General features: G+C 63.2%; 24 protein-coding genes. 9 read left to right on the plus strand and 15 right to left on the minus strand.

Translation table 11 applies throughout. The features are described 5' to 3' along the window. Window positions 1-5 precede the first annotated feature (5 nt). The 5 genes from atpD to NDB2M4_RS02765 form a co-directional block, all read right to left on the minus strand. Window positions 6-1,439 (minus strand): F0F1 ATP synthase subunit beta, encoded by a 1,434-nt coding sequence (gene atpD / locus NDB2M4_RS02745; RefSeq protein WP_072369753.1) that lies wholly within the window; start codon window positions 1,437-1,439, stop codon window positions 6-8. Between the two features lie 22 nt (window positions 1,440-1,461). Then, window positions 1,462-1,866 carry an organic hydroperoxide resistance protein gene (locus NDB2M4_RS02750; protein WP_072369756.1) on the minus strand — a complete coding sequence of 135 codons (405 nt, stop codon included), beginning with the start codon at window positions 1,864-1,866 and terminating at the stop codon, window positions 1,462-1,464. 15 nt (window positions 1,867-1,881) lie between these two features. Next, window positions 1,882-2,763 (minus strand): F0F1 ATP synthase subunit gamma, encoded by an 882-nt coding sequence (locus NDB2M4_RS02755; protein ID WP_072369759.1) that lies wholly within the window; start codon window positions 2,761-2,763, stop codon window positions 1,882-1,884. 123 nt (window positions 2,764-2,886) lie between these two features. Beyond that, window positions 2,887-4,422 carry a F0F1 ATP synthase subunit alpha gene (atpA, locus tag NDB2M4_RS02760; RefSeq protein ID WP_072369762.1) on the minus strand — a complete coding sequence of 512 codons (1,536 nt, stop codon included), beginning with the start codon at window positions 4,420-4,422 and terminating at the stop codon, window positions 2,887-2,889. Between the two features lie 101 nt (window positions 4,423-4,523). Then, a complete protein-coding gene (locus NDB2M4_RS02765) occupies window positions 4,524-5,084 on the minus strand; it encodes a F0F1 ATP synthase subunit delta (protein ID WP_072369765.1) in 561 nt (186 codons plus the stop codon). A gap of 332 nt (window positions 5,085-5,416) precedes the next feature. On the opposite strand from NDB2M4_RS02765, the gene NDB2M4_RS02770 reads away from it, so the two are divergent. Both NDB2M4_RS02770 and NDB2M4_RS02775 read left to right on the plus strand, forming a co-directional pair. Then, on the plus strand, window positions 5,417-5,701 hold the full coding sequence (locus NDB2M4_RS02770; protein ID WP_072369768.1) for a hypothetical protein: 285 nt from the start codon (window positions 5,417-5,419) through the stop codon (window positions 5,699-5,701). A 507-nt stretch (window positions 5,702-6,208) separates the two neighbouring features. After that, entirely contained in the window at window positions 6,209-6,826 is a 618-nt protein-coding gene (locus NDB2M4_RS02775) for a PadR family transcriptional regulator (protein ID WP_072369771.1), read from the plus strand. Between the two features lie 101 nt (window positions 6,827-6,927). Here NDB2M4_RS02775 and NDB2M4_RS02780 read toward each other — a convergent pair whose 3' ends face one another. Then, window positions 6,928-7,236, minus strand: a complete 309-nt coding sequence (locus tag NDB2M4_RS02780) for a formate dehydrogenase subunit delta (RefSeq protein ID WP_171988007.1) — start codon at window positions 7,234-7,236, stop codon at window positions 6,928-6,930. Between the two features lie 551 nt (window positions 7,237-7,787). Between NDB2M4_RS02780 and NDB2M4_RS02785 the strand changes: the two genes are divergently transcribed. Then, window positions 7,788-8,501, plus strand: a complete 714-nt coding sequence (locus tag NDB2M4_RS02785) for a GntR family transcriptional regulator (RefSeq protein WP_072369775.1) — start codon at window positions 7,788-7,790, stop codon at window positions 8,499-8,501. Between the two features lie 122 nt (window positions 8,502-8,623). On the opposite strand, the gene NDB2M4_RS02790 is transcribed toward NDB2M4_RS02785, so the two are convergent. Further along, window positions 8,624-8,929 carry a hypothetical protein gene (locus NDB2M4_RS02790; protein ID WP_072369778.1) on the minus strand — a complete coding sequence of 102 codons (306 nt, stop codon included), beginning with the start codon at window positions 8,927-8,929 and terminating at the stop codon, window positions 8,624-8,626. Window positions 8,930-9,350: 421 nt separating this feature from the next. Between NDB2M4_RS02790 and NDB2M4_RS02795 the strand changes: the two genes are divergently transcribed. Further along, entirely contained in the window at window positions 9,351-10,466 is a 1,116-nt protein-coding gene (locus tag NDB2M4_RS02795) for a type III polyketide synthase (protein ID WP_072369781.1), read from the plus strand. Between the two features lie 188 nt (window positions 10,467-10,654). Here NDB2M4_RS02795 and NDB2M4_RS02800 read toward each other — a convergent pair whose 3' ends face one another. Then, complete coding sequence (locus NDB2M4_RS02800) at window positions 10,655-11,212, minus strand: DUF1523 family protein (RefSeq protein WP_072369784.1); 558 nt, start codon at window positions 11,210-11,212, stop codon at window positions 10,655-10,657. A 412-nt stretch (window positions 11,213-11,624) separates the two neighbouring features. Here NDB2M4_RS02800 and NDB2M4_RS02805 point away from each other — a divergent pair, with 412 nt between their 5' ends. Beyond that, window positions 11,625-12,335 carry an HNH endonuclease gene (locus NDB2M4_RS02805; protein WP_072369787.1) on the plus strand — a complete coding sequence of 237 codons (711 nt, stop codon included), beginning with the start codon at window positions 11,625-11,627 and terminating at the stop codon, window positions 12,333-12,335. A 14-nt stretch (window positions 12,336-12,349) separates the two neighbouring features. Here NDB2M4_RS02805 and NDB2M4_RS02810 read toward each other — a convergent pair whose 3' ends face one another. Next, the gene (locus tag NDB2M4_RS02810) at window positions 12,350-14,590 is read right to left on the minus strand and encodes a primosomal protein N' (RefSeq protein ID WP_072369790.1); all 2,241 of its coding nucleotides are present in this window, start codon (window positions 14,588-14,590) and stop codon (window positions 12,350-12,352) included. Window positions 14,591-14,813: 223 nt separating this feature from the next. Between NDB2M4_RS02810 and NDB2M4_RS02815 the strand changes: the two genes are divergently transcribed. From NDB2M4_RS02815 to NDB2M4_RS02830, 4 genes are all read left to right on the plus strand, one after another. Beyond that, window positions 14,814-15,779, plus strand: coding sequence for a DnaJ C-terminal domain-containing protein (locus NDB2M4_RS02815; RefSeq protein WP_072369794.1), 966 nt, complete (start codon window positions 14,814-14,816; stop codon window positions 15,777-15,779). A gap of 3 nt (window positions 15,780-15,782) precedes the next feature. After that, window positions 15,783-16,133 (plus strand): chaperone modulator CbpM, encoded by a 351-nt coding sequence (locus NDB2M4_RS02820; protein WP_072369797.1) that lies wholly within the window; start codon window positions 15,783-15,785, stop codon window positions 16,131-16,133. 76 nt (window positions 16,134-16,209) lie between these two features. Further along, window positions 16,210-17,166 carry a tyrosine recombinase XerC gene (locus NDB2M4_RS02825; protein ID WP_072369800.1) on the plus strand — a complete coding sequence of 319 codons (957 nt, stop codon included), beginning with the start codon at window positions 16,210-16,212 and terminating at the stop codon, window positions 17,164-17,166. A 120-nt stretch (window positions 17,167-17,286) separates the two neighbouring features. Beyond that, on the plus strand, window positions 17,287-18,339 hold the full coding sequence (locus tag NDB2M4_RS02830) for a TraB/GumN family protein (RefSeq protein WP_072369802.1): 1,053 nt from the start codon (window positions 17,287-17,289) through the stop codon (window positions 18,337-18,339). Window positions 18,340-18,492: 153 nt separating this feature from the next. Here the strand turns inward: NDB2M4_RS02830 and lpdA are convergent, their stop codons facing one another. The 6 genes from lpdA to NDB2M4_RS02860 form a co-directional block, all read right to left on the minus strand. Further along, complete coding sequence (lpdA, locus tag NDB2M4_RS02835; RefSeq protein WP_072369805.1) at window positions 18,493-19,893, minus strand: dihydrolipoyl dehydrogenase; 1,401 nt, start codon at window positions 19,891-19,893, stop codon at window positions 18,493-18,495. 13 nt (window positions 19,894-19,906) lie between these two features. Beyond that, a complete protein-coding gene (locus tag NDB2M4_RS02840; protein WP_072369808.1) occupies window positions 19,907-20,335 on the minus strand; it encodes a VOC family protein in 429 nt (142 codons plus the stop codon). Between the two features lie 29 nt (window positions 20,336-20,364). Beyond that, window positions 20,365-21,627: a 2-oxoglutarate dehydrogenase complex dihydrolipoyllysine-residue succinyltransferase gene (odhB, locus tag NDB2M4_RS02845; RefSeq protein ID WP_072369811.1), complete on the minus strand. Its 1,263-nt coding sequence runs from the start codon at window positions 21,625-21,627 to the stop codon at window positions 20,365-20,367. A gap of 47 nt (window positions 21,628-21,674) precedes the next feature. Next, entirely contained in the window at window positions 21,675-24,641 is a 2,967-nt protein-coding gene (locus NDB2M4_RS02850; RefSeq protein ID WP_072369814.1) for a 2-oxoglutarate dehydrogenase E1 component, read from the minus strand. A 100-nt stretch (window positions 24,642-24,741) separates the two neighbouring features. Next, window positions 24,742-25,668 carry a succinate--CoA ligase subunit alpha gene (gene sucD / locus NDB2M4_RS02855; RefSeq protein WP_072369817.1) on the minus strand — a complete coding sequence of 309 codons (927 nt, stop codon included), beginning with the start codon at window positions 25,666-25,668 and terminating at the stop codon, window positions 24,742-24,744. A 132-nt stretch (window positions 25,669-25,800) separates the two neighbouring features. After that, window positions 25,801-26,043, minus strand: coding sequence for a hypothetical protein (locus NDB2M4_RS02860; protein ID WP_072369819.1), 243 nt, complete (start codon window positions 26,041-26,043; stop codon window positions 25,801-25,803). Window positions 26,044-26,051: the final 8 nt, after the last annotated feature.

Consider the following 26,051-nt stretch of genomic DNA (forward strand, 5'->3'; position numbering starts at 1 on the left):
TAAGATCAGGCCGCTTCCGCGAGCTTCTCAGCCTTCGCCTTGGCTTCTTCGATGTTGCCGACCATGTAGAACGCCTGCTCGGGCAGGTGATCGTACTCGCCCTCGCAAAGGCCCTTGAAGCCCTTGATGGTGTCAGCGAGCGACACGAGCTTGCCCGGCGAGCCGGTGAACACCTCGGCCACGTGGAACGGCTGCGACAGGAAGCGCTCGATCTTACGGGCGCGTGCCACGATCAGCTTGTCGTCTTCGGAAAGCTCGTCCATGCCGAGAATGGCGATGATGTCCTGGAGAGCCTTGTAACGCTGCAGGATCGACTGAACCTTACGAGCAACCTCGTAGTGCTCCTCGCCGACGATCATCGGCGACAGCATGCGCGAGGTGGAATCGAGCGGGTCCACGGCCGGATAGATGCCCTTTTCAGCGATCGAGCGCGAAAGCACGGTCGTCGCGTCGAGATGCGCGAACGAGGTTGCCGGCGCCGGGTCGGTCAAGTCGTCGGCCGGCACGTAAATGGCCTGCACCGAGGTGATCGAACCCTTGTTCGTCGTGGTGATGCGTTCCTGCAGGGCGCCCATGTCCGTGGCGAGCGTCGGCTGATAGCCGACCGCCGAAGGAATACGGCCGAGCAGAGCCGACACTTCCGAACCCGCCTGCGTGAAGCGGAAGATGTTGTCGACGAAGAACAGCACGTCCTGGCCCTGGTCGCGGAAGTACTCGGCAACCGTCAGACCCGACAGAGCAACGCGGGCACGCGCGCCCGGGGGCTCGTTCATCTGGCCGTACACCAGTGCGCACTTGGAGCCAGCGGTCGAGCCGTTGTTCTCCTTCGGGTCGAGGTTCACCTTCGACTCGATCATTTCGTGATAGAGGTCGTTGCCCTCACGCGTGCGCTCGCCGACGCCGGCGAACACCGAGTAACCGCCGTGAGCCTTGGCGACGTTGTTGATCAGCTCCATGATGAGCACGGTCTTGCCGACGCCGGCACCACCGAACAGGCCGATCTTGCCGCCCTTGGCGTACGGAGCGAGCAGGTCGACGACCTTGATGCCCGTGACGAGAATTTCAGCTTCCGTCGCCTGGTCCTGGAAGGCCGGCGCCTGAGCGTGGATCGGATATTCAGCGGCACCCTTGATCGGACCCGCTTCGTCCACCGGCTCGCCGATGACGTTCATGATGCGGCCCAGCGTGGCATCGCCCACCGGAACCATGATCGGAGAGCCCGTGTCGCGCACTTCCTGACCGCGCACCAGACCTTCGGTCGAGTCCATGGCGATCGTGCGCACCGTGTTCTCGCCGAGATGCTGCGCCACTTCGAGCACCAGGCGCGAGCCCTGGTTCGTCGTCTCGACAGCGTTGAGAATGGCCGGCAGGTGATCGTCGAACTGCACGTCGACGACTGCGCCCGTGACCTGGCGGATGCGACCAACTTTGTTTGCCATGTGCGTCTCCAACAGAAAGTGTTCAGGCGACCGACAGCGTCACGGGAATGTTTCCGCGCGTCGCCTTCGAATACGGGCAGATCTCGTGCGCCTCGTTCAGAAGCGCCTCGACCTTTTCTTTTTCACCGCCGGGGACCGACAGCTTGATGTCGGCCTTCAGCGCGAAACTCGTTGCGTCCTTGTCGAGCGTGACGGCCACCGTGACTTTGGCGGCCTGTCCGTCGAGACCATGCTTCTTCGCCAGCAGCAGTACCGCCTGGCCGAAGCACGACGACCAGCCGAGGGCAAAAAGCTGCTCGGGGTTGTGCCCCTCGCCGGAGCCGCCGAGATCCTTCGGCAGCGCCATCGCCAGTGCGAGCTTCGCGTCCTCGAGGACTGCGCGCCCGTCCCGGCCGCCTTTCGTCGTCGCTGTGGTCGTGTAGGCCATAGCTACCTTGCGATCCTAAAGTGCCTCGGCGCCCGAGATGATCTCGATGAGCTCCTTGGTGATCATCGCCTGGCGCGTGCGGTTGTACTTCAGCGTGAGCTTGTTGATCATCTCGCCCGCGTTGCGCGTCGCCGAATCCATGGCGCTCATCTGTGCGCCGTAGAACGAAGCGACGTTCTCCAACAGGCCGCGGAAGATCTGCGTCGAAATGTTGAGCGTGACGAGATCACCGAGGACCTCTTCTTCGCTCGGCTCGTACTGATGGATCGCCTCGGCGCCGCCCGTCGCCTGTGCCTTCGTCTCGGGGATCTTCGCCGGGATCAGCTGCAGAGCCACGGGGTCCTGCTTGATCACCGACTTGAACTCCGCGAAGTACAGCTTCGCGACATCGAATTCGCCGGCCTCGAACAGCTTCAGCACCTTGCCCGCGATCTCATCCGCATTGGCGAACGCGATCTGGCGCACGGCGCGCAGGTCGATGCGATCGATGTAATGGTTGCCCAGCTCGCGCTTCAGCGCCTCGGCGCCCTTGCGGCCCACCATCATCATCTTCACGGTCTTGCCCTGTGCGAGCAGCCGCTGAGCTTCCTGGCGGGCGAGCTTGGAGATGTTGGTGTTGAAACCACCGGCGAGACCGCGCTCGCCGGTCATCACGATCAGCAGGTACGTCTGATCGCGGCCCGTTCCCGCCAGCAGCGGAGCCGAGCCCTTGTCGGTGATGCGCGAGCCGAGGTTGGCGATCATCTGGTCCATGCGCTCGGCATAGGGACGCGCCGCCGTCGCCACTTCCTGCGCGCGACGCAGTTTCGCCGCGGCGACCATCTGCATCGCCTTGGTGATCTTGCGCGTCGCCTTCACCGAGGTGATGCGGTTTCTGAGGTCCTTTAAGCTCGGCATCGGGCCGTGCCTTCCTTCTCACACTGTCATCCTCGGGTTTGTCCCGAGGACCCAAATCTCCGCTTGCGCCGGAGCCAGCCGATGGATGGTTGGTCGGGGCGAGCCCGACCATGACACCCTTAGTTAGGCAGTAAAGCCCTTGGAGAACTTGTCGAGGAAGGCGACGAGCTTCTTCTCGGTATCCTCAGACAGCGCCTTCTTGGTGCGGATGTCCTCGAGGATGTCCTTGCCGTCGGTGCGCAGCAGGTTCAGCAGGTCCTGCTCGTACTTCGTCACGGCGCCGACCGGGATCGCATCGAGATAACCGCGCGTACCAGCGAAGATCACGCAAACCTGCTCTTCCATCTGCAGCGGCGAGAACTGAGGCTGCTTCAGGAGCTCGGTGAGACGTGCACCGCGTGCAAGCATCTTCTGCGTCGCCGCGTCGAGGTCCGAGCCGAACTGAGCGAAGGCGGCCATCTCGCGGTACTGAGCGAGTTCGCCTTTGATCTTGCCGGCAACCTGCTTCATCGCCTTGGTCTGCGCCGACGAGCCGACGCGCGACACCGACAGACCGACGTTAACTGCCGGGCGGATGCCCTGATAGAAAAGGTCGGTCTCGAGGAAGATCTGGCCGTCGGTGATCGAAATCACGTTCGTCGGAATGTAGGCCGACACGTCGTTGGCCTGCGTCTCGATGACCGGCAGCGCCGTCAGCGAGCCGGCGCCGTGCTCGTCGTTGAGCTTCGCGGCGCGCTCCAGAAGACGCGAGTGGAGATAGAACACGTCGCCCGGATAGGCTTCGCGGCCCGGCGGACGGCGAAGCAGCAGCGACATCTGGCGGTAGGCGACGGCCTGCTTGGAGAGGTCGTCATAGGCGATCACGGCGTGCATGCCGTTGTCGCGGAAGAATTCGCCCATCGTGCAGCCCGTGAACGGTGCAAGATACTGCAGCGGGGCCGGCTCCGAAGCCGTAGCGGCGACGATGATCGAGTACTCCAGTGCGCCGTGCTCTTCGAGCACCTTGACGAACTGGGCGACGGTCGAGCGCTTCTGGCCGACGGCGACGTAGACGCAGAACAGCTTGTCCTTGTCGCTCTTGGCAGCGGCGTTGATCGCCTTCTGATTGAGGATCGTATCGAGAATGATCGCGGTCTTGCCGGTCTGCCGGTCACCGATGATCAGCTCGCGCTGGCCGCGGCCAACGGGGATCAGGGCGTCCACGGCCTTGAGGCCGGTAGCCATCGGCTCGTGCACCGACTTGCGCGGCAGAATGCCGGGCGCCTTCACGTCGACGCGCTTCTTCTCGGTGAACTGGATCGGGCCCTTGCCGTCGATCGGGTTTCCGAGAGCGTCGACCACGCGGCCGAGCAGACCCTTGCCGACCGGAACCTCGACGATGGCGCCCGTACGCTTGACGGTGTCGCCCTCCTTAATGCCGCGGTCGTCGCCGAAAAGCACGACGCCAACGTTGTCGGATTCGAGGTTCAGGGCCATGCCGCTGATGCCGCCCGGGAACTCCACCAGCTCGCCGGCCTGGACATTGTCGAGACCATAGACGCGGGCGATGCCGTCACCGACGGACAGCACCTGGCCAATTTCTGAGACCTCGGCTTCCTTGCCGAAATTCTTGATCTGGTCCTTGAGGATCGAGGAGATCTCTGCGGCCCGGATGTCCATACTTGCCTCTTCCCTTACAGCGCTTCTTGTTCGTGCTGGGCCCTTGCCCGCCCTTCCAATCACAAAAACGGCCGCAGACGAGCTGCAGCCGGTTCAGCCGATCAGTCGGTTCCCTTGAGCACGACTTTCAGGTTCATGAGTTTCGTCTTCAGCGATGAATCGAACATGCGGCTGCCGACTTTGACCACCAGACCGCCGAGCAGCGAGGGGTCGACTTTGGCATCGAGCCGCACGTCCTTGCCGAAGGACGCTTTCAACTGGTCTTTCAGCGTCGCCAGCTGCTCGTCGTTGAGCGGCTGCGCCGACTGCACCTCGGCAACCATCTCGCCGCGATGCTGCGCGAGCTGCTGCCGGAAATTCTTGATCATGTCCTCGGCGGCGAACAGGCGGCGGTTGCGAGCCACGACGCGGAGGAAGTTGCTGGTGGTGGCACCGACCGAAGCCCAGTCCATAACGGCCTTCAGCGCGCGGTCCTGCTCCTCGGCAGCGAAAGCGGGGCTGTTCACCAGCCGCTTGAGATCTTCGCTGCCATCGAGCATCGACTGAACCTTGCCGAGGTCCTGGTCGACGTTGTCGAGTTCGCCCTGATCGCGCGCCAAATCGAACAGCGCCGCGGCGTAGCGCCCAGCAACCCCTGACGTCATCTGATTTTCCGTTGCCACGTCAATCTCGCGCCCGCGGACAAGGCAGAGGCATCGGGCCGTATCGGCTCGCCCACACCCTCCCCCGCTTTGAGGAATTCTTCTTGCACTAAAAGAGCGTCCCGGCACCCGACCAGAACACCCCCTTCAAAAGTGCGCGGCCTCTCTAACATGCACCGCGCAGCCCTTCAACGGGTGATAGGCGCCGCAATGCCGCATTCGCGGCGGCACTCCAGCAATTTTCAAGATGAACGAAAGCTGCACGTGCCCTTCAGAACGGGTTCAGCCCGAAAAGTATTGAATGCCCCTCATAGCCGGTGACGACGCCGGCAACCGGATCACAGGGGAAAACAATGACCACCACCCGCAAGCTCACCTCGATCATCACCGCCGCGGCCATCGCGGTAACCAGTCTGGGAACTTTCGCCACCGCCGCCAGCGCCCACGATCGCGGCTACCGCGGCGACTATTACGGCCGCCACTATGACCGCGGCTACGGCGAGTATCGTCCCCGTCACGGCCGCGATCGCTATTACGCCCGCCACTACCGGAAGAGGGACAACACCGGCAAGTACATCGCCATCGGCGCCGCCGCACTGATGCTCGGCGTCATCGCTTCGGAGGCTTCGCGCCGCTAGCCATCAGCGGCTCCGGCTTCCGCGCCGGAGGCTCCCTCGCCTCCGGCGACCCAATACTGAACCAAGAAATTTGCCACTACCCGACGCTTTTTTGACCCCCAGAGATAATGACTGAGCGCCCCCACCCTCGCGCCAGTCCCGGGCCAGACCTTCCCCCCAGGTCTGGCCCTTTTCTTTTGCGCTCCTGCGCGCCCGATTTCCGTGATGTCCGCGCAGTCGCCCATCCATCCATGTCGACTTCAGCCCCTCGAACCGCCGTCGGGCAAGCAAAGTCCCGCGGCACGGCCCGCCCCCCCATCATCCCAATGAAGATCGGGATCCAGACATGCCTCGCTTGAGGAGCCGGGCGAGGCTCACTCGCGGGTGCCGGCCTGCGCCGGCACGAAGTCGACCACCTCGATCCGCGCCCTCGCATCGCCCAGCTCAAAAAGATATATCTTGCGATAGCACTTAAATCTGACTATCTTCAGATATATCGAATCCACCAAAGGACAGAAAATGTTTGGAATGAGAGAATTTGGAATGGAGCGCGAGGAGCGCCACCACCGCTGCGCACCCGGGGGCCGGCACGGCCGCATGGGCCGCGGACACGGTCACGGCCACGGCGGCCGCCACGATCGCGATGATCGCGACTGGTTCCGCATCGGCCGCATGCTCGCCCACGGCGACCTGAAGCTGCTGACCCTCGCTCTGATCGAGGAACAGCCGCGCCACGGCTACGAGCTCATCAAGCTCATCGAGGAGAAGACCAGCGGCGCCTACAGCCCGAGCCCCGGCGTCGTCTACCCGACGCTGACGTTTCTGGAGGAAGCCGGATACGCCACCGCCGAAAGCGAAGGCGCCAAAAAAACCTACGCCATCACCGACTCCGGCCGCGAGTATCTGACCGAGAACCGCCAGTTCGCCGACATGATCCTCGAGCGTATGGCGGCCATCGGCGAGAAGTTCGCTCGCAGACGCCGCGAGCGTGACAGCGAACGCGGCGCAGACGTGCCCAAGCTCGTCGCTGCTGCTCTGGAAAATCTGCGCGACGTCGCCGCCAAGCAGCTCGAACAGAGCGCCGACGCGGAAACCGCTATTGTCGAAATTCTGATGCGCGCCGCCAAGGACATCCGCAGCGCCTGATCAGCGACACACTTGGCTCCCCGCCAGAAAAAGCCGGGCCTCTCGGGGTCCGGCTCTTCGGCCTTCGAAACTATGCACTTCCGGGCGATGCCGATCGGCCATTAGCCGCCGTCGCCACCCCCGAGCGCGAAACTTGGCTCGGCACCCTTCGGCGCATCCGACCGGGTGGGGTCGACGCGCCGCGCATTCGGGCTCTTGCCTCCCTTGAAGTACCCGATCATCGCTTCCATGCAGAGCGGCTTCAGCCCCTCTCCGCCGTTGTCGATATGCGCCTTCAATGTATTGCGCAGACGCGGCTCCCACGTTGCGTGGATGTGCTTCGCGATCCCATCGAGCGCCTCTGATTTAGGATAGACGGCGAAGAAGTCGGTGATCTGGTTCGCCATGCGGACGACGTCGCGGGTTTCCATGGTGTGAATCCCTTGTGATCCGGGCACCGGTGCAAGGCCCGGACTGATCAGTCTACGCCCCTCCAACCATCCGTCATCGATTCTTGTTCCATGTACGAGCTCTCAGGCCAGCCAGAGGCCGCCCGCCGAACGCACCGCCAATCGCTCAGATCCAGAAGCTTCGGCAATCGCGCAAGAGCCGATTAGCCTTCAGAGCTCCCATTGCTCCCATTCTTGGCAATCGTTTTCATCGCGGCGCTGATCTGCTCAAGGACTGCGGGGCACGTGCCAAGGCTGCTCGCTTCCGGATGCTGGCACTGAAGCCGCCAAGCATCATGATCGTACTGGAGATTGAGCACGCCATTTGCGGGATCGAAACTGACGGTGAAACCACATTTTCTACAGGTAACTTCGCCCAATCGGCACTCCTATAAAGGACTGTGTGGACAGAACACCGATTTGCACGACACTGTTTGAGTGGGATCAATGAACGCATCTCAATTTTGGTTGGATCCTTAATTGAAATCGCATGCGCCGCCGCCCCGCCCCGCCAGCATGACAACGAGCATCCCATGCAGCTGAACCGCCAACCTCTTTATTGCCAGGTAGCCAATGAACTCATTGGGCTTATCGCGAAAGGGGCTTGGAAGCCGGGTCAAGTGATCCCTAACGAAATCGAACTGGCGAGGAAGCTAGGGGTAAGCACCGGCACGATGCGCAAAGCGCTCGATAAACTCGAAGCGAGCCACCTGATCGTCCGGCGCCAAGGGCGTGGCACATTCATTTTAGATCAGACGGGTATCGCCAATCGGCAGCGCTTTGATCTCCTGCGCCTGGATGACGGCAGCTCCATCCAAGCCATCAGCGAGACGCTCGAGGAGGGCATCGCCAATGCCTCGAAAGACGAGTGCCGTGAGCTGGCGCTCGAACAATCCGACAAGGTACTTCGTGCCACGAGGGTCAAGAGCCACAACGGCAATCCCTACGTATACGAAGACATCTCAATTGCCGCGAAGCGGTTCCCGGGGATCGATCTCGATTTGGGGTTAGTCGATTACACTTTGGCTGAGCTGGCGCAGAGATACCGTGTGATTCTGGGGCAGGCCGTCGAACAGCTGACCCTCTGCGAAGTCACAGACAAGGTCGCCAACGCGCTGTACGTGAAGGCCCGCTCGGTCGTCCTGAAGCTGCACTTGGTCGCTTATTCGTTCTCGGGCGAGCCGCTCATGCGGCGGATCGGATTCTCTCATCTCCCGGACGCGAAGTACGTCGTAAAGATCGACTAGCGTTTGCGTCGTTGCCGCACCCATTGGTCGCCGACGCAAACGCTTCACCCCTACAGATGGCGCGCCGGATCGCGATCGACCGCAAACACGGCGAGGCGTGACCCGGCGGTCGAACCACCCGTTCACATCGGCAAGCAGAGCCACGCGCCGAGGCAGGTATGCGGCGCCGTCGCTTTGCACGCCGTCTGCCACGAACGGCACGTCGTTGTGGTCGGGCCATCTACACACTTCGTGTGGACGGGGCCCTTACCCACGCGCCCCTTGCCATAGATGATGTTCGCAAGGCCATGCGTCGCAAACACCTCGGCGATGTCATGCGTCATGGCTTCGCCCAGCCCTTCCACCTTGATGCAATCGCCAGCCTGTGCCGTGGCCGCAAACGAGAACATCACCGCCGCGGCGGCCAAGCCCATTTTCAACGCGCGCATGTGCCCCTCCAGAGGACAATTTATCCCGCGATCGAAACTAGTTAAGCGCGCGGTCCGCCACAACAGATTCACTCTGCGGCAATCAGGGCTGCCTGAAACGAGCTGGACCGCGTGCCGCTTTTGCCACGCAGCCAGCACCCGGCCGGCCTCGCACCTCATATGACGCTTCGGCGATACTCCCGCGGCCGCCGCGGCTCCACTCAAGTTATGCTAAAGGCGAAGCGATGCGCCTCGCTCCGGCGGCACGGGTAGACAGCCCCAAATCCTCCTGGCCGGCCCATTAGGTCAGCCCCACCCACGAAAAATACTTAGTCCGTTCGCAACGCCCGCTACACTATACGCGCGACCTTTCATGGCGATCAGTACACTGATCACGCATGCTCGACCCTTTCGCTGCGACAGCACAGGGATCAGGTCGGACATGACGATACACACCGAGCCCGTCGCCGTTCGACGGACCCGAACGCCGAAGGCCGAAGTCGAGGTCGAAATCGCCTCTGTCGCAACCGCCGTGCCCAAGCACGTCACCGGGCAAGCCGAAGTCTCCGAGCGCGCCCATAAGATCTATCCGCAGTTTGCCCGCCTCGACGCGCTCTACACCAATACCGGCATCGAGCGCCGCTACTCCGTCGAGCCGAAGGAATGGTACCTGCGCACGCACACCTGGGAGGAGCGCACAGAAACCTTCCAGCGCAACGCGCTCGACCTCTTGGAACAAGTCGCGCTCGACGCCGTCGCCCAGGCCGGCCTGTCGCTGAGCGACATCGACACCATCGTCACCAACACCATCACCGGGCTTTCAATCCCCACTCTGGAAGCCCGTCTGATGAACCGGCTGCCGTTCCGCCCCGACGTTCAGCGCCTGCCCATCTTCGGCTTCGGTTGCGGCGGGGGCGTCGCCGGCTTGTCCCGCGCCGCGCGCATGGCGCAGGCTCAGCCCGGATCGAACGTGCTGTTCCTAACGGTCGATCTGTGCTCGCTCTGCCTGCGCATCAACGACCCGCGCCTGACGATGTTCGTCGCCGCGGCGCTGTTCGGCGATGGAGCGGCAGGCGTCGTGCTCCGCAGTCGCGACCGCAACAACCCATCGCACACCCACGGTGGCACCGCGCTCGCGCGCATCGGCGCCATCGGCGAGCACACGTGGTCCGGCACCGAGCACATCATGGGCTTTGACATCAAGGACGATGGCTTCGGCATCGTTCTGAGCCCCGACTTGCCTGCGCTGATGCGCGATCGGCTGATCGAAGGTCTGGTGCCGTTCTTCGTGCGCGAAGGCCTGTCGCCGAATGACTTTCAAGGCCTTCTGCTTCACCCGGGCGGAAGCAAGCTCCTCACCACGATAGAAAGCACGCTCGGCATCCCGCGCGATCAGCTCCGCTACTCCTGGCAGGTGCTGAGGGACTACGGGAACATGTCGTCGGCGACAGCGCTATTCGTGCTCAAGGAAGCGATCGCCGATAAAGCCCACGGGCGCTACCTGCTCGCTGCATTCGGCCCCGGCTTCTCCGGCTACTTCGTCGTCCTCGACCTTTAGCGAGACATCAGCCCCCAACTGCCATCCTCGCACGCCTGTCCGGTTGAGGTAGGCAGTCGCCTCCACTTCCGTCATGGCCGAGAAGTCGGCCATCCACGTCACTATCGGCGCGCTCGACCGTCGCCAGGAAATGCCGGCATCACTCTATGTCCGGCGTCGAGAATGCTGGCGAGCCGCTGCCAGCCGCATCAGACGTCCGGCGCGCGCGAGCGGCTCAGCCAGATGAAGGCGTAAAAAAACGCCAGCCAGAAACCGATCGACAGACCATAAAAGCCGATGGTGCGCAGCGACCAGAACGGCCAGGACCCTGCCGACCCGATGGCGAGCACGTTCGGATAAAAGCTGAAGAGCGTGGAGCGCCACCGGTTCCACATCACCGTCGTCTCGCCCTGGCTCTTTTCGGCTGCCTTGGCATCGTTGAATACGCGGTCGCTATTCCGCTTCAACCACCACCAGGAGTCCTCGTTGGTCAGTTCGAGACCCCGGCCGGACAGGTTGCGCATGTAGATATACTGAACGTCAGTGGTGTTGCCGCGCGCATCGGGATCGCTGCGGCGCACTTCCGTTCCGGTTATGACGCCCGTCGTCCACGTTGGACGCGCGTACTCCCATGCGAACCAGAGCGGTACGCCAACGATCAGCGCAGCGATAGCGAAGACGAGACTGTCCCTCCGCCACAGGACGAAAGCGAGCAGCAGAATAGCGAGCAGGACGATGAAACCGATCGACGTCCAAGCGTAGAGCATTCTTCAATCCTCACAGGGCGTGTCGCGGGCCGCGATGTTGGCATACCCGGCTGGCTGAGGCGAAGGCAATTCTCCGCTGAGCGCCGCCAGCTGGAGCATGTCGTCGGCGACGGCTCTGTCCGCGCTTAAGCACGCCCTCGCCGACAAAGCCGCGCGCCGCCGTAAACATTACGCATCGCATAAGAAGCTGTGGTGCTCGAGGCCGAAAGTGATACCGACCTCGAACTGCAACGAAACCTGGCGTTTTCGTCGGGGCGACGCGGACTTGGCACCCGCTCTCCAATGAAACGCGATCCTGGCGTATTGGCAGAGCCATGCTTCGCATGGACGGCCGGAATCCACGCAAGTGTCAGCACCGGGACGGGAGCGGGTTTGGCTTGCCCGCGAGCGCGACTCGGCGTTCCGTCTCCCCATGAGCAAGAAATACAAGGGAAAGACCTGCGTATACTGTGGCGGCGTCGGCCTCTCGGAGACGCGCGACCACGTGCTGGCACGCGAATTTGTACTTGAGCGTCATCGCTCAAATCTCCCGGCGGTCCCGGCCTGTAGGAGGTGCAACAACACCAAGTCGCAGCTCGAATGGGAGCTGACAACTGTGCTTCCCTTCGGCGGTCGGCACTCCGATGCATTGGAAGTTTTGAGTACAATGGTCCCGAAGCGGCTGCGGGCGAATCAAGCGCTTCGGTCACAGATTACGCGGCATATCGACAAGCCAATTTGGCTACCCACGCCTTGGGGCAACATGGAGCGCACCAGCATCGTTCCAATCGACACCAAGCAAATTGAGACGTGGGTGTCATTCCTGACGATGGGGCTAATTTGGCACCACTGGCACGTCATAGTGGCGAATGAGGTCGATATCGAGCCAATGCTCCTTACAAGCGAAGGTGAGAAGCTCTATGCACCGATGTTCTACTTGAGGGCGTCGCGCCAAGTGCCGGTCACCTCGATTGGAGGGGATGCCCTGATCTATGAAGGAATGATGGATCGCGCCAATCCCCTCGCCTCACTGTGGCGTTTTGCAGTTTACGGCGGGATTCAATTGGGCGGCAACGACCCCCGGGTGAGAGCCTCGACCTACTACGTCAAAGTGATGCCGCGCGCCCAAAATGCGCGTGCATAAGAGAAGGCTTGACCCTACAAAAAGCTATACGGATCGATATCGACCGTCAGCCGCACGTCGCCTTTCAACGGCGGCAGATCGGCCAGCCACGCGCGCAAATACGCCTGCACATCGATCTCGCGCGGCGCCTTCACCAGCAAGCGCCAACGATGCCGCCCGCGGATCACCGCGATCGGCGCCTCCGCCGGCCCCAACACCTCGATCATCGAAGAGCGCGGCGCGCGATGCGCGATGTCACGCGCAACGAGCTGCGCCGTCTCTTTTTCGCGCGCGGCAACCACCAGCGCCACCAACCGCCCGAACGGCGGCAGCATTCCGCGCTGACGCGATTTGATCTCCTGCTCGATGAACGCCTCGCGGTCGCTCTCGATGATCGCCTTCATCACCGGATGATCGGGCATGTACGTCTGCACATAGCCGCGCCCTTCCGCCAGCGCACGCCCAGCACGCCCCGTCACCTGATGCAAAAGCTGGAACGTGCGCTCGCCCGCGCGCGGATCGGCGCCCTGCGCCAGACCCAGATCGCCATCGACGATCCCCACCGTCGCAAGGTTCGGGAAGTGATGCCCCTTGGCGACGATCTGCGTGCCTATGACGATGTCGATGCCGCCCGCCTCGATGCTGCGGATGATCTCGCGCATTTCCGTCAGCCCCGGAATGAGATCCGACGACAGCAGCGCCACCTTCGCATCCGGGAACCGCTCGGCCACTTCTTCCGCAACGCGCTCCACGCCCGGCCCGCACGCAACGAGCGAGCCCGCTTCCCCGCACTTCGGACACTTCTCCGGCAACGCGATGGAAAAGCCGCAGTGATGGCAATGCAGCCGTCCGCGAAAACGATGTTCCACCAGCGTCGCCGTGCACTGCGGACACTCGATGCGATGGCCGCACGCACGGCACAGCGTTAGCGGCGCATATCCACGCCGGTTGAGAAACAGTAGCGTCTGCTGCTTGTCTTCCAGTGTGCGTATCATCGCCTCGACCAGCGGCGGCGCCAGCCACTTGCCCTTTTCCGGCGGCGTAACGCGCAGATCGATCGCCGTGATGTCCGGCAGCGACGCGCCCGAGAAACGCCCCGGCAGCACCACGTGCCGATAGCGCCCATTGCGCGCGTTGACGTGCGATTCAATCGACGGCGTCGCCGAAGCCAAGATCACCGGGAAGCCGCCGAGACTGCCGCGCACCACCGCCATGTCGCGCGCCTGGTAATGCACGCGGTCGTCCTGCTTGTAGCCGCTGTCATGCTCTTCATCGACGATGACGAGGCCGAGGTCTGAAAACGGCAGGAACAGCGCCGACCGCGCACCGACGACGACACGCGCCTCCCCATTCGCCGCCTGCCGCCACACGCGACCGCGCTCCGGGCCCGACAGCGCCGAATGCCATTCGACCGGCATCGCGCCGAACCGCCCCGTGAAGCGGCGCATGAATTGATCGGTCAGCGCAATTTCCGGCAGCATGATCAGCGCCTGATGACCGCGCTCCAGCGTGCGCGCCACCGCCTCGAAATAAACTTCCGTCTTGCCCGAGCCGGTCACGCCGTCGAGCAGCGACACCGAGAAGTTTCCGCCATCGACCGCCGACCGCAGCGCGTCCACCGCCACCGCCTGCTCCGGGCTCAGCTCGGTCACGCGATGTTTCGGGTCGGGCACCGGCGGCCGCTTTTCCGGGATCGCCACCTCGACCAGATTGCCCGACTGCACCAGCCCGTCGATCACGCCCGTCGAGCATTCCGCCGCCTGCGCCAGTGCCGCCTTGGCGCGGATCGCACCGTCGCCGGCAATGTCCAACGCACGCTGCCGCGCCGGGGTCATCCGCGCCGGCACCGGCGCATCCGCAACAATCGTCACACCGAAGCGCGGCTTCTGCGGCTCGAACACCGCCCGCGCGCTCATCATCATGCGCACCGTCATGCCCAGCGGCGCCAGCGTGTACTTCGCTATCCACTCCGCGAACCGCATCGTGATTGGCGGCAGCGGCGGCGCATCGAGCCGACCGGTGATCGTCTTCAATTTCTTCGGATCGATCGGCTTTTGCGGCTCGCCATTGGGATTGGCAACGGGCCGGTCCCACACCACGCCGATACGGCTCTGCGGGCCGAAGGGCACCATCACGAAGCAGCCCGGCTCGATCTCCACATCGTCGGGCACGATGTAATCGTACGTCTGGTCGAGTGCGACCGCGAGCACCACCGGCGCCAACCGCAAGGGAGTGGCCCGCGTCTCGCCATCCAAAGGCTCGAACAGACTCTGCATCGGCGCGCGCAAACTCCCGCGGTGACTGAAAAGCGAATCGAACTGCCAAGCCTAGGCCGCTGCGACGGCGCCCCCAAGGCGCGGCACCAGCGCGCGGTTGACCCGGCCGCTGGCCGCAACAATTTTCCTTGCCGATACCACAGATTAACTTCGGATCGAGGGGCTGCAGCTAAGCTGGCGCCGCCCCAGGCATCGCGGGCTCTCTCCAGGAACGCGTTACCCCATGGAATATAAGGACTACTACAAGATCCTCGGCGTCGAGCGGAACGCCTCGCAGGACGACATCAAGCGCGCATACCGCAAGATGGCGCGCACCTTTCATCCAGACGTGAACAAAGAGGCCGGCGCCGAGGCCAAGTTCAAGGACGCCGGCGAAGCCTACGAAGTCCTCAAGGACCCCGAGAAGCGCGCCGCCTACGACGAGCTCGGCGCCAACTGGCAGCAGGGCCAGCAGTTCCGCCCGCCGCCCAACTGGGATCAGGGCTTCGAATTCTCCGGCGGCGGCTACACCGAGGCGGACCCCTCGCAGTTCTCCGATTTCTTCGAAGGCCTGTTCGGCCAGGCGCGTGCGCGCGGGGCACGTGGCGGCGGCCGCAGTGGCTTTTCCCAGCGCGAGTTCCACGCCCAGGGCGAGGACCATCACGCCAAGATCGTCATTCCGCTGCGCGACAGCTACACCGGTGCCAAGCGCGACATCACTCTGCGCGTGCCCGAGGTGGATGAGACGGGACACGTCGCCGTAAAAAACCGCACGCTTTCCGTCACCATCCCCAAAGGCGTCCGCGAAGGGCAGCACATCCGCCTCGCGGGTCAGGGCTCGCCCGGCATCGGCAAAGGTCAGCCGGGCGACCTATATCTCGAAGTGGCGTTCGAGCCCGACCCGGTCTTCAAGGTCGACGGCAAGGACGTCACCTTTGATCTGCCCATCGCGCCTTGGGAGGCGGCGCTCGGCGCATCGGTAAAGGCCCCGACGCCGGAGGGCGCGGTCATGCTGAAGATCCCGCCCGGCTCCACCAAGGGCCGCACCATGCGCCTCAAGGGCAAGGGCATCCCCGGCAATCCTCCGGGCGATCTCAACGCCGTTCTGAAAATCGAACTACCGCCCGCCGACACCGAAAAGGCCAAGGAACTATATAAAGAAATGGAGCGCGAGATGCCGTTCAATCCGCGCGCGGGCTTGGGAGTGTAACCGATGCCAGCCGATACCAAGCAGAGCCAGCCCACCCTCGTCGTACTCGATGAAGAGGAAGTCACGCTTGGCGAGCTCACGCGCACCTGCCGCGTGCACGCCGAATGGGTGATGGAGCTGATCGACGAAGGCGTGATCGAGCCGCGCGGTCTTTCCGAAGGCGCCAAGTCGCAGCAGTGGCGCTTCTCCGCGACGACCATCGTGCGCATCGAGAAGGCGCGCCGCCTGCAACGCGATCTCGGCGTCAACCTGCCGGGCGTAGCCCTCGCGTTGGAGCTGCTCGATCGCATCGACGCGCTCGAAGCACGCCTGCGCACGACGTCCACGCGCCCCGACCCGCACGACGCCGATTAACTTCTCAACCGTTCGAATCGCCTAACCTCTCCCCGCTGGGGAGAGGTCGCGAACACAGCGAACGGTGAGGGGGCACGTGTCTACGACCGCCGACGACATCGCAGAGCTTGAGCTGCCGCTCGGCGCCGATCTCGAGCGCGCCGTCGCCGCCTGGCTTGCGCACCTGCGCCACGAGCGCGGTCACGCCGACAAGACGCTCGAAGCCTATGACCGCGACGTGCGCCAGTTCCTCGCCTTTCTTGCCCGCGACCTCGGCCATCCGCCCTGCCTCGCCGATCTCGCTCGCCTAGATCTCAAAGTCTTCCGCGGCTTCCTCGCCTCGCGCCGCCGCACTGGCACTGTCAGCCGATCTCTCGCGCGCTCGCTCTCTGCGTTGCGCCAGCTCTTCCGTTGGCTCGAAGCCAAGGACATCGTCGAGAACCGCGCCATCCTCAAGCTTGCGATGCCAAAGGTTCCGCACTCGGTGCCAAAGCCCTTGACCGTCGCCAAGGCTGCAGAAGTTGTAGAGGCGCGCGGTGAAGCCGAACTCGATTGGGTCAATGCCCGCGACGTCGCCGTGCTGCTCCTGCTCTATGGCTGCGGACTGCGCATTGCCGAAGCGCTCAGCCTCAAGACCAAGGACGCGCCGACAGTGGAGCGCGACGTGCTTCGCGTCGTCGGCAAGGGCGAGAAGGAACGCCTCGTTCCCGTGCTCCCCATCGTGCGCCAAGCCATCGCCCGCTATCGCGAACTCTGCCCTTATCAGCTCGAACCCGATGCCCCGATCTTCCGTGGCGCCAAGGGCGGGCCACTGTCGCCGCGCATCATCCAGCTCGCCATGCAGCGTCTGCGCGGCGAACTCGGACTGCCCGCGACCGCCACACCGCACGCGCTTCGCCACTCGTTCGCGACGCACCTTCTGTCCGCCGGCGGCGACCTTCGCCAGATCCAGGAGCTGCTCGGGCACGCCTCCCTTTCCACGACGCAGGCCTATACTGAAGTCGACCGGGAACGCCTTCTTGCCGTCTATGACGCAGCTCACCCGCGCTCATAAAGCCCCGTAAAACGGGCGTTCAGAGCACGTCTTGGTAAACGGCGACGCATTTTTGCCTCTTTTCTTCGGCGCTTGCGCTGTAAAAGCAGGCACCAAGCTGCACCGGAGTAGAAAAGTCGTATGCGCCTACGTTCGCGTTTCGCTGTCGCCATCATGGCAGTCGCAGCCGCACTCTCGGCCGCCGATGCCAACGCCACAGACAAGTCGAAGGATTCCGACAAGGAAGCCCCTGCTGCCGCCGCCCAAACGTGCCGCGGCAACGACATGCTCGCCGAGACCGAGGCCCGCAATCCGCAAGCCTACGCCGCCATCATGGCCGCCGCTGCTTCTGCCAAGAACGCGGACGCCATCCTCTGGAAGATCGAGAAGGAAGGCCGCCCGACCTCCTACCTGTTTGGCACCGTGCATTTGACCGACGATCGCGTCACCAGCCTGTCACCAGCCGTCAAGGATGCCATCAAAGCTTCAAAGACAGTCGCGCTCGAAGTCTCCGACATCTCCGAGACCGCAACGTCCACCGTCATTGCCAAGTCTGCGCCGCTCGTAATGTTCACTGACGGGCGCCGCCTCGACGGTCTACTCTCGACCAGCGAGTACGACGTCGTCAAATCCATCATTGGCCGCTCCGGAATGCCGGTGGATCTGGCGGCACTGTTCAAGCCGTGGATCGTTACCATGATCCTTTCAACGTCGGACTGCGAGCGCGCCAAGGTGCAGAGCGGCGCCCGCGTGCTCGACATGAAGATCGCCGAAATCGGCAAGTCCGAGGGCAAGGACGTCATCGGTCTCGAAACCATCTCGACACAAATCGAAGCGCTCGCTTCGGTCCCCGAGAAGCAGCAGCTCGACATGCTGCGCTCCAGCCTGCGCTTTGCCGATCGCACCGACGACATGATGGAAACGCTGGTGCAGCTCTACCTGAAGCGCAAGATCAGCGCCGCACTGCCGTTCCAGATCGCGCTCGCCAAGGAAGCGGGCATTGGCGATGAAGCCTTCGCTGGCTTCCAGCAGAAGCTCATCTTCGAGCGCAACGCGAAGATGGCCGCTGTCGCCGAACCCCTGCTCGACAAGGGCGGCGTCTTCGTCGCCGTCGGCGCGTTGCATCTTCCCGGCGACCTTGGCCTCGTCGAGCTGATCCGTAACGCCGGCTACACCGTCACCCCGGTGGAGTAACTCACGTCTTCGTCATCGCGCGGCAGCCAGGGCGCAAGGCGCCCCGGCGCCCCGCTCCGATCGCCCGAGCATCTACCAACGAGAGCGTGAATCGGCAGCGGCGACAAATGCGCTGGCTATCAGCGAACTCCAACACCGTTGGACGACGTCGCTCTAAAAATGAATAGCGCGCTTGTCGACGGCGAGCGCAGCTTCCTTGACGGCTTCGCTCAAGGTCGGGTGCGCGTGACAGGTCCGCGCCAGATCCTCGGCCGAGCCACTGAACTCCATCAGCACCGCGCACTCCGCGATCAGCTCCGACGCGTTGGTACCGATGATGTGCGCGCCCAGCACACGGTCTGTCGCAGCATCCGCGAGGATCTTCACGAAACCATCGGTCTGCTGGTTCGCCTTGGCGCGGCCGTTCGCCGTGAACGGGAACTTGCCGACGTTGTAGGCGACGCCAGCCGCCTTCAGCTCTTCCTCGGTCTTGCCGACGCTCGCCACTTCCGGGGCCGTATAGACCACCCCAGGAATGACATTGTAGTTCACGTGCCCCGCCTGCCCGGCGAGGATCTCCGCAACTGCAATGCCCTCGTCCTCGGCCTTGTGCGCCAGCATCGGACCTTCGATCACATCGCCAATCGCATAGATGCCCGGCACGCTCGACTGATAGTGCTCATCCACCACCACGCGCCCGCGGCCATCGAGATTGACGCCCGCTTCCGCAAGTCCGAGCCCACCCGTGAACGGCACGCGTCCGATGGCGACGAGAACCACATCCGTCTCGATCGTTGCCGCATCCCCGCCCTGCGCCGGCTCTATCGTCACAATCTGCGCAGCGCCCTTCTTTTTGATGCCTGTCACCTTGTGACCGAGCTTGAACGCCATGCCCTGCTTGGAAAGCGTGCGCTGCAGCTGCTTGGCCACCTCGCCGTCCATGCCCGGCAGGATGCGATCGAGAAACTCGACGACCGTCACCTCCGCGCCGAGTCGCCGCCACACCGAACCAAGCTCCAACCCGATCACGCCACCGCCGATCACCAAAAGCCGCTTCGGCACATTCTCCAGCGACAACGCCCCGGTCGACGACACGACGGCTTTCTCGTCGATCTCGATACCCGGCAGCTTGGCGACATCCGATCCCGTGGCGATCACGATCGACTTTGCATCGACGTCCTGCTTCTCGCCGTTGATGAACGTCACCTCGACCGCGCCCGGTCCTTTAATGCGGCCCGTGCCGTGGAAATGATCCACCTTGTTCTTGCGTAGCAGGAACGCGACGCCATCGGTGTTGCCCTTCACCGCCGCATCTTTGAATTCCAGCATCTTGCCAAGGTCGAGCTTGGGGCTCACCTCGATGCCCATGTTGGCAAATGCGTGGCCCGCTTCATCGAACAGCTCGGAGGCGTGCAGCAGCGCCTTCGAAGGAATGCAGCCGACGTTGAGGCATGTGCCCCCGAACGTCGCCCGCTTCTCCACCATCGCCACCTTCATTCCGAGCTGGCTGGCGCGAATGGCGCACACATAGCCGCCCGGCCCTGCACCGATGACGATCAGATCGTAGGCGGCCACGGCAGTTCTCCGTTCAAGGTCCTAAGGGAAGGGGCGCGCTGAACGCCCACACGTAACCAAACGGGTCACGCACGCGTCCGTAGCGCATGACCCAGAAAGTGTCGGTCGCAGCGGCCGTCACCACCGCTCCGGCGGCGGCCGCTCGCGCGATGGCGCCATCGACTTCCAGCGGCGAATTGAGATTGATCTGCACCGCCATGCTGCCCTTCTCTTCGGGCGAGGAACGCGGCGCAACATCAGTGATGTAGTCGGGAAAATAATCCGAAAGCATGAAGTTGCCACCGAATGCCGAAAGCGACGCGTGTTGCACGCGCGCGCCATCAGCGGTCAACTCCTTGTACGCAACCTTCGCTCCAAAAGCCTTCTCGTAGAAGGCGATCGCCGCGGCCGCATTCTCAACGGTCAAATAGACCTCGATCGCAGAAATGACTTCCTCCGCCATGGTGCTTGCTCCTTAGCCATCGCACGGGCTTAGAGCTCCAATAGGAACCGCTGCGGATCTTCGAGACACTCTTTGACGCGAACAAGGAAAGCGACCGCCTCTTTGCCATCGACGATGCGGTGATCGTAGCTGAGAGCGAGGTACATCATCGGGCGCGCCACGATTTCGCCATTGCGCACCACCGGGCGCTCCTCGATGCGATGCATCCCGAGGATGCCCGACTGCGGCGCGTTGAGGATCGGCGTCGACATCAGCGAGCCATAAACGCCGCCGTTGGTGATCGTGAAGGTGCCGCCCTGCATCTCATCGATGCTCAGCTTGCCGTCGCGGGCGCGCTTACCGAAGTCGGAAATCTGTCCCTCGATCTCGGCGAGGCTCATTCGGTCGGCTTCACGCACCACCGGCACGACGAGGCCGCGCTCGGTCCCGACCGCCACGCCGATGTGATAGTAGTTCTTATAGATGATCTCATCGCCGTCGATCTCGGCGTTGACGGCCGGTATCTCCTTCAGCGCCTGCAGGCACGCCTTCACGAAGAAGCCCATGAAGCCGAGCTTCACCCCGTGGCGCTTCTCGAACAGATCCTTGTATTCGCTACGCAGTTTCATCACCGCGCCCATGTCGACGTCGTTGAACGTCGTCAGCATCGCCGCGGTGTTCTGCGCATCCTTGAGGCGCTGCGCGATCGTCTGGCGCAGACGCGTCATGCGCACACGCTCCTCGCGCGCCGCATCATTCGATGGTGACGGAACGCGCAAATGCTGCGTCGGAACGGGAACTGGAGCCAGCCCACGAGCTGGAGCCGACGGCGGCGCGGGCTCGGGCGCCTTCTTCGCGGCCGGCGCCGGAACGTCCTCCTTCAGGACCTGTCCACGCTTGCCCGATCCCTTCACCTCACTGGCATCGATGCCCGCTTCAGCGAGCTTCTTGCTGGCAGCAGGGCTGGGCGGCATCGACGTTGCCGTTGCGGCGGGAGCGGCCTCGACCTTCGCAGGGGCTGCATCGGCCTTCTTTGGCTCTGGAGCCTTATCGGCCTTTGGGGCGGCTGCACCGGCTCCATTGGTGATCGCGCCGAGCAGCGCACCAACCGCAACCGTTTCGCCTTCCGTCGCCTTGATGTCACCGAGCACACCGGCCACGGGCGCGGGAACCTCGACCGTCACCTTGTCGGTTTCGAGCTCGACCAGCGGCTCATCCACATTCACCGTGTCGCCGGACTTCTTGAACCACTTTCCGACAATCGCCTCGGTGACGCTTTCGCCCAGGGTCGGCACACGAATTTCGGTCGCCATTTTCCGTCTCACTTCCCCGCCAAATTATCGTTGGCGCACGGTTGCGCTTACCCGTTCGCCGGGCCCGTCAATGCTGCTTCGACAAGTGTCTTTTGTTCGTTGAGATGCTTCGAGAGCTGCCCCGTCGCCGTCGATGCCGACGCCGGACGCCCCGCGTATACCGGCCGCTTGTACGTCGCGTTGATCCGCTCCAGCACCCACGTCAGATTCGGCTCGATGAAGCTCCACGCGCCCATGTTCTTGGGCTCTTCCTGGCACCACACGATCTCGGCCTGCGGGAACCGGCTCAGCTCATGCATCAGCGCGCGCGCCGGGAACGGGTAGAGCTGCTCCACGCGCAACAGGTAGACATTGTCGATGCCCGCGGCCTCGCGCGTCTCGTAAAGATCGTAGTAGACCTTGCCGGTGCTCAGCACGACGCGCTTGATGCGCTCGTCCGACACCAACTTGATCTTCTCGCTCGGCTTGTGTTCCGCATCGTCCCACAGCACGCGATGGAAGGTCGTGTCTGGCCCGAGATCGGCGAGCGGCGACACCACGCGCTTGTGGCGCAGCAGCGACTTCGGCGTCATCAGGATCAGCGGCTTGCGGAACTTGCGCTTCATCTGCCGCCGCAGAATGTGGAAGTAGTTGGCGGGCGTCGTCACATTGGCGACCTGCCAATTGTCCTCAGCGCACAGCTGCAGGTAGCGCTCGAGCCGCGCCGAGGAATGCTCCGGGCCCTGGCCCTCGTAGCCATGCGGCAGCAGGCACACCAGACCCGACATGCGCAGCCACTTGCGCTCGCCGGACGAAATGAACTGGTCGAACACGACCTGCGCGCCATTCGCGAAATCGCCGAACTGCGCTTCCCACATTACGAGCGCATTCGGCTCCGCCAGCGAGTAGCCGTACTCGAACCCGAGCACCGCCTCCTCCGACAGCATCGAGTTGATCACCTCGAACCGCGCCTGGTCATTCGCGACATGCTTCAGCGGTGTCCAGCGGCGCTCGGTATCCTGATCGATGAGCACCGAATGGCGCTGCGAGAAGGTGCCACGTTCTGAATCCTGGCCCGACAGACGCACCGGGAAGCCCTCGGACACGAGTGAGCCGAAAGCCAGATGCTCGGCCATCGCCCAATCGAGGCCCTCGCCCGTATCGACCATCTCGCGACGGCGATCCAACAGCCTCCGCACCACCTTGTGCGCGTTGAAGTCGGGCGGGATCGACGTGATGCGCCGGCCGATGATCTTCAGCCGCTCGATGTCGACACCGGTGTTGCCGCGGCGCTCGTCATCCTCGGCAAATCCCATGCCCGCCCAACGGCCATCGAGCCAATCGGCCTTGTTCGGGCGGAAGTTGTCGGCGGTGGAAAATTCCTCTTCGAGGTGCGCACGGAACGACGCCTGCATGCGCTGGCTGTCCTCCATCGGCACCACGCCTTCTTCGGCCAGACGCTTGGCGTAGATGTCGATCACCGTCGGATGCGACTTGATCGCCTTGTACATCAACGGCTGCGTGAACATCGGCTCGTCGGACTCGTTGTGTCCGTAGCGCCGGTAGCAGAACATGTCGATGACGACAGGCTTCTGGAACTTCTGCCGGAATTCCGTTGCGATCTTCGCAACGTGAACCACAGCCTCCGGATCGTCGCCGTTCACGTGGAAGATCGGCGCCTCGATCATGCGCGCCACATCCGAGCAATAGGGCGAGGACCGCGAAAGCCGCGGATTGGTCGTGAACCCGATCTGATTGTTGATGATGAAGTGGATCGACCCACCCGTGCGGTGCCCCTTGAGCCCCGACAGGCCGAAGCACTCGGCAACGACGCCCTGCCCGGCAAACGCAGCATCGCCATGGATCAGCAGCGGCATCACCGGGGTGCGCTCGCCCGGCGCGCATCCGCGCTGGTCCTGCTTTGCGCGCACTTTTCCCAGCACGACCGGATCGACGATTTCCAGGTGCGAAGGGTTGGCGGTCAGCGACAGATGCACGTTATTGCCGTCGAACGCGCGGTCCGACGAGGCGCCGAGGTGATACTTCACGTCACCTGAGCCCTCGACGTCGTCCGGCTTGAACGATCCGCCTTTAAACTCGTGGAAGATTGCGCGGTGCGGCTTAGCCATCACGTTGGCGAGCACGTTGAGGCGCCCGCGGTGTGCCATGCCGATGATGATCTCTTTAACGCCGAGCTGGCCGCCACGCTTGATGATCTGCTCCAGCGCAGGAGCCATCGACTCGCCGCCGTCGATACCGAAGCGCTTGGTGCCAGTGTATTTGACCTCGCAGAACTTCTCGAACGTCTCCGCTTCGATCAGCTTGTTGAGGATGGCCCGCTTGCCCTCGACGGTGAAGCGGATGTCCTTTTCCTCGCCTTCGATGCGATCTTGGATCCACGCTTTCTGCGCCGGGCTGGTGATGTGCATGTACTGCACGCCGATGTGCCGGCAGTAGGTGCGGCGCAGGATGCGCAGGATCTGCCGCATCGTGGCCGTCTCCAGCCCCAGCACCCGATCGATGAAGATCGGCCGGTCGAGGTCGGCTTCGGTGAAACCGTACGTTTCCGGCTTCAGCTCGCGATGCACCTTGCGGTCGGCCAGCCCCAGCGGATCGAGATCGGCCGCCAGATGCCCCATCACGCGATAGGCGCGGATCAGCATCAGCGCGCGGATCGAATCCTGAGTCGCCCTGAGCGACGCCGCCGGCGACATCTCAAAGCCCAGCGCATGCGTCCGCGCCTTGAGGTTCGCTTGAATCTGACGCGCGCTCGCTTCGTATTCGCCCGTCAGCGCCGAGACGATCTCGCCGTTTTCCAGCAATTCCGGCGCCGGCACACCCCATGAAGGGCCCCGTTCGCTCTCCCCGCCGCCTGAGCGCTCTTCCTTCAGGCTCTCGAAAAAGAGCCTCCACTCATCGCTTACCGAGCCGGGATTGCGTTCGTATTCGGCCTGCATGTCCTCGACATAGGCGGCATTGGCGCCATCTAGGAACGAAGTGCGCAGGAAGGCTTCATTGAGGGGATTGCGGGTCATTGCTGGGTCTCAACGCATGTTGATGCAGCGATCGCCACGCCGGCTATTTGGGGGAAGGCGCGCGGTCCGCAGGGAATATGGTGTGCAGTGCAGCATATGCCTACTCAGCGAGTTTGGCATGCCTAGTTTGCGATTTAAGGACGTCCATCAAGGTGGTCCCGAGGGCCGCTGGGCTTGGCGCGATGGCAATTCCCGCCGAACGCATCGCCTCGAACTTGTCTTCGGCCTTGCCCTTGCCGCCTGAAATGATGGCGCCGGCATGGCCCATTCGCCGGCCCGGAGGAGCCGTTGCGCCGGCAATGAAGCCCGCCATCGGCTTCGACCGGCCCTTCTTGGCTTCCGATTTGATGAACTCTGCCGCGTCTTCCTCTGCCGAACCGCCGATCTCACCGATCATGATGATGGAATCGGTTTCGGGGTCCGCGAGGAACATCTCCAGCACTTCGATGAATTCGAGGCCCTTCACCGGATCGCCACCGATGCCGACCGCGGTCGACTGGCCAAGGCCCGCGTCCGACGTCTGCTTCACCGCCTCATAGGTCAGCGTGCCCGAGCGCGAGACGATGCCCACGCGGCCCGCCTTGAAAATGTTTCCCGGCATGATGCCGATCTTGCATTGGTTCGGCGTCAGCACACCTGGGCAGTTCGGTCCCAACAGCCGCGAGCCCGAGCCCTGCAGCGCGCGCTTCACCTTCACCATGTCGAGCACTGGGATGCCTTCGGTGATGGCGACGATGAAGGGAAATCCTGCGTCGATCGCTTCCAGAATTGCATCGGCAGCGAACGGCGGCGGCACATAGATAGATGTCGCGTCGGCGCCGGTCGCTTCACGCGCCTCAGCGACGGTATCGAACATCGGCACATCGGCGAGCTCGGGATCGGGATGTGTCGAACCGCCCTTGCCCGGCGTTACGCCACCGACGATCTTCGTGCCGTAAGCCTTTGCCTGTTTCGTGTGAAATGTGCCCTGGCTGCCAGTAATGCCCTGGCAAATGACCTTCGTGGACTTGTCTACGAGAATAGCCATATCGCCGCCCGTTGCGACCGAGCACTAGCGCTCCGCCTTCGCACTCTCTTTGGGCCCATTTTTGCAGTGCATCAAGCCAGACTTTTTGGCCAGATGCCGCAAACTTCGGCACCCGCCGCGATCCGACCGAGATCAGCGCGGACCAGCCAAAAGCAACAGCGCGCCGACAACGGCGCCCGCGATCGGCAATCCAGGAAAAATGAGAATGAAAGGCACGCCGGAGGGCAGATTGAGCAGCCACCACGTGCCAATCGCGCCGAAAGCTATGATCTCCGCCGCGACGTAGCCCCAGCGCGCACCCAACAGCCGACCGATTGCGAGGACGCCCAGGCATACCGTTGCTGCCGTCGCAAAGACGATGAAAAGAAGCCCCATGCTACCGC

Origin of the sequence: Hyphomicrobium sp. NDB2Meth4 (assembly GCF_900117445.1) — a bacterium.
In the GTDB taxonomy this organism is placed as follows: Bacteria; Pseudomonadota; Alphaproteobacteria; order Rhizobiales; family Hyphomicrobiaceae; genus Hyphomicrobium_A.

What these genes read in the sequence shown, in the direction of transcription:
- atpD (WP_072369753.1), bottom strand. Translation starts at nt 1,439, where the DNA reads ATGGCAAACAAAGTTGGTCGCATCCGCCAGGTCACGGGCGCAGTCGTC.
- NDB2M4_RS02750 (WP_072369756.1), bottom strand. Translation starts at nt 1,866, where the DNA reads ATGGCCTACACGACCACAGCGACGACGAAAGGCGGCCGGGACGGGCGC.
- NDB2M4_RS02755 (WP_072369759.1), bottom strand. Translation starts at nt 2,763, where the DNA reads ATGCCGAGCTTAAAGGACCTCAGAAACCGCATCACCTCGGTGAAGGCG.
- atpA (WP_072369762.1), bottom strand. Translation starts at nt 4,422, where the DNA reads ATGGACATCCGGGCCGCAGAGATCTCCTCGATCCTCAAGGACCAGATC.
- NDB2M4_RS02770 (WP_072369768.1), top strand. Translation starts at nt 5,417, where the DNA reads ATGACCACCACCCGCAAGCTCACCTCGATCATCACCGCCGCGGCCATC.
- NDB2M4_RS02775 (WP_072369771.1), top strand. Translation starts at nt 6,209, where the DNA reads ATGAGAGAATTTGGAATGGAGCGCGAGGAGCGCCACCACCGCTGCGCA.
- NDB2M4_RS02780 (WP_171988007.1), bottom strand. Translation starts at nt 7,236, where the DNA reads ATGGAAACCCGCGACGTCGTCCGCATGGCGAACCAGATCACCGACTTC.
- NDB2M4_RS02785 (WP_072369775.1), top strand. Translation starts at nt 7,788, where the DNA reads ATGCAGCTGAACCGCCAACCTCTTTATTGCCAGGTAGCCAATGAACTC.
- NDB2M4_RS02790 (WP_072369778.1), bottom strand. Translation starts at nt 8,929, where the DNA reads ATGCGCGCGTTGAAAATGGGCTTGGCCGCCGCGGCGGTGATGTTCTCG.
- NDB2M4_RS02795 (WP_072369781.1), top strand. Translation starts at nt 9,351, where the DNA reads ATGACGATACACACCGAGCCCGTCGCCGTTCGACGGACCCGAACGCCG.
- NDB2M4_RS02800 (WP_072369784.1), bottom strand. Translation starts at nt 11,212, where the DNA reads ATGCTCTACGCTTGGACGTCGATCGGTTTCATCGTCCTGCTCGCTATT.
- NDB2M4_RS02805 (WP_072369787.1), top strand. Translation starts at nt 11,625, where the DNA reads ATGAGCAAGAAATACAAGGGAAAGACCTGCGTATACTGTGGCGGCGTC.
- NDB2M4_RS02810 (WP_072369790.1), bottom strand. Translation starts at nt 14,590, where the DNA reads ATGCAGAGTCTGTTCGAGCCTTTGGATGGCGAGACGCGGGCCACTCCC.
- NDB2M4_RS02815 (WP_072369794.1), top strand. Translation starts at nt 14,814, where the DNA reads ATGGAATATAAGGACTACTACAAGATCCTCGGCGTCGAGCGGAACGCC.
- NDB2M4_RS02820 (WP_072369797.1), top strand. Translation starts at nt 15,783, where the DNA reads ATGCCAGCCGATACCAAGCAGAGCCAGCCCACCCTCGTCGTACTCGAT.
- NDB2M4_RS02830 (WP_072369802.1), top strand. Translation starts at nt 17,287, where the DNA reads ATGCGCCTACGTTCGCGTTTCGCTGTCGCCATCATGGCAGTCGCAGCC.
- NDB2M4_RS02840 (WP_072369808.1), bottom strand. Translation starts at nt 20,335, where the DNA reads ATGGCGGAGGAAGTCATTTCTGCGATCGAGGTCTATTTGACCGTTGAG.
- odhB (WP_072369811.1), bottom strand. Translation starts at nt 21,627, where the DNA reads ATGGCGACCGAAATTCGTGTGCCGACCCTGGGCGAAAGCGTCACCGAG.
- NDB2M4_RS02850 (WP_072369814.1), bottom strand. Translation starts at nt 24,641, where the DNA reads ATGACCCGCAATCCCCTCAATGAAGCCTTCCTGCGCACTTCGTTCCTA.
- sucD (WP_072369817.1), bottom strand. Translation starts at nt 25,668, where the DNA reads ATGGCTATTCTCGTAGACAAGTCCACGAAGGTCATTTGCCAGGGCATT.
- NDB2M4_RS02860 (WP_072369819.1), bottom strand. Translation starts at nt 26,043, where the DNA reads ATGGGGCTTCTTTTCATCGTCTTTGCGACGGCAGCAACGGTATGCCTG.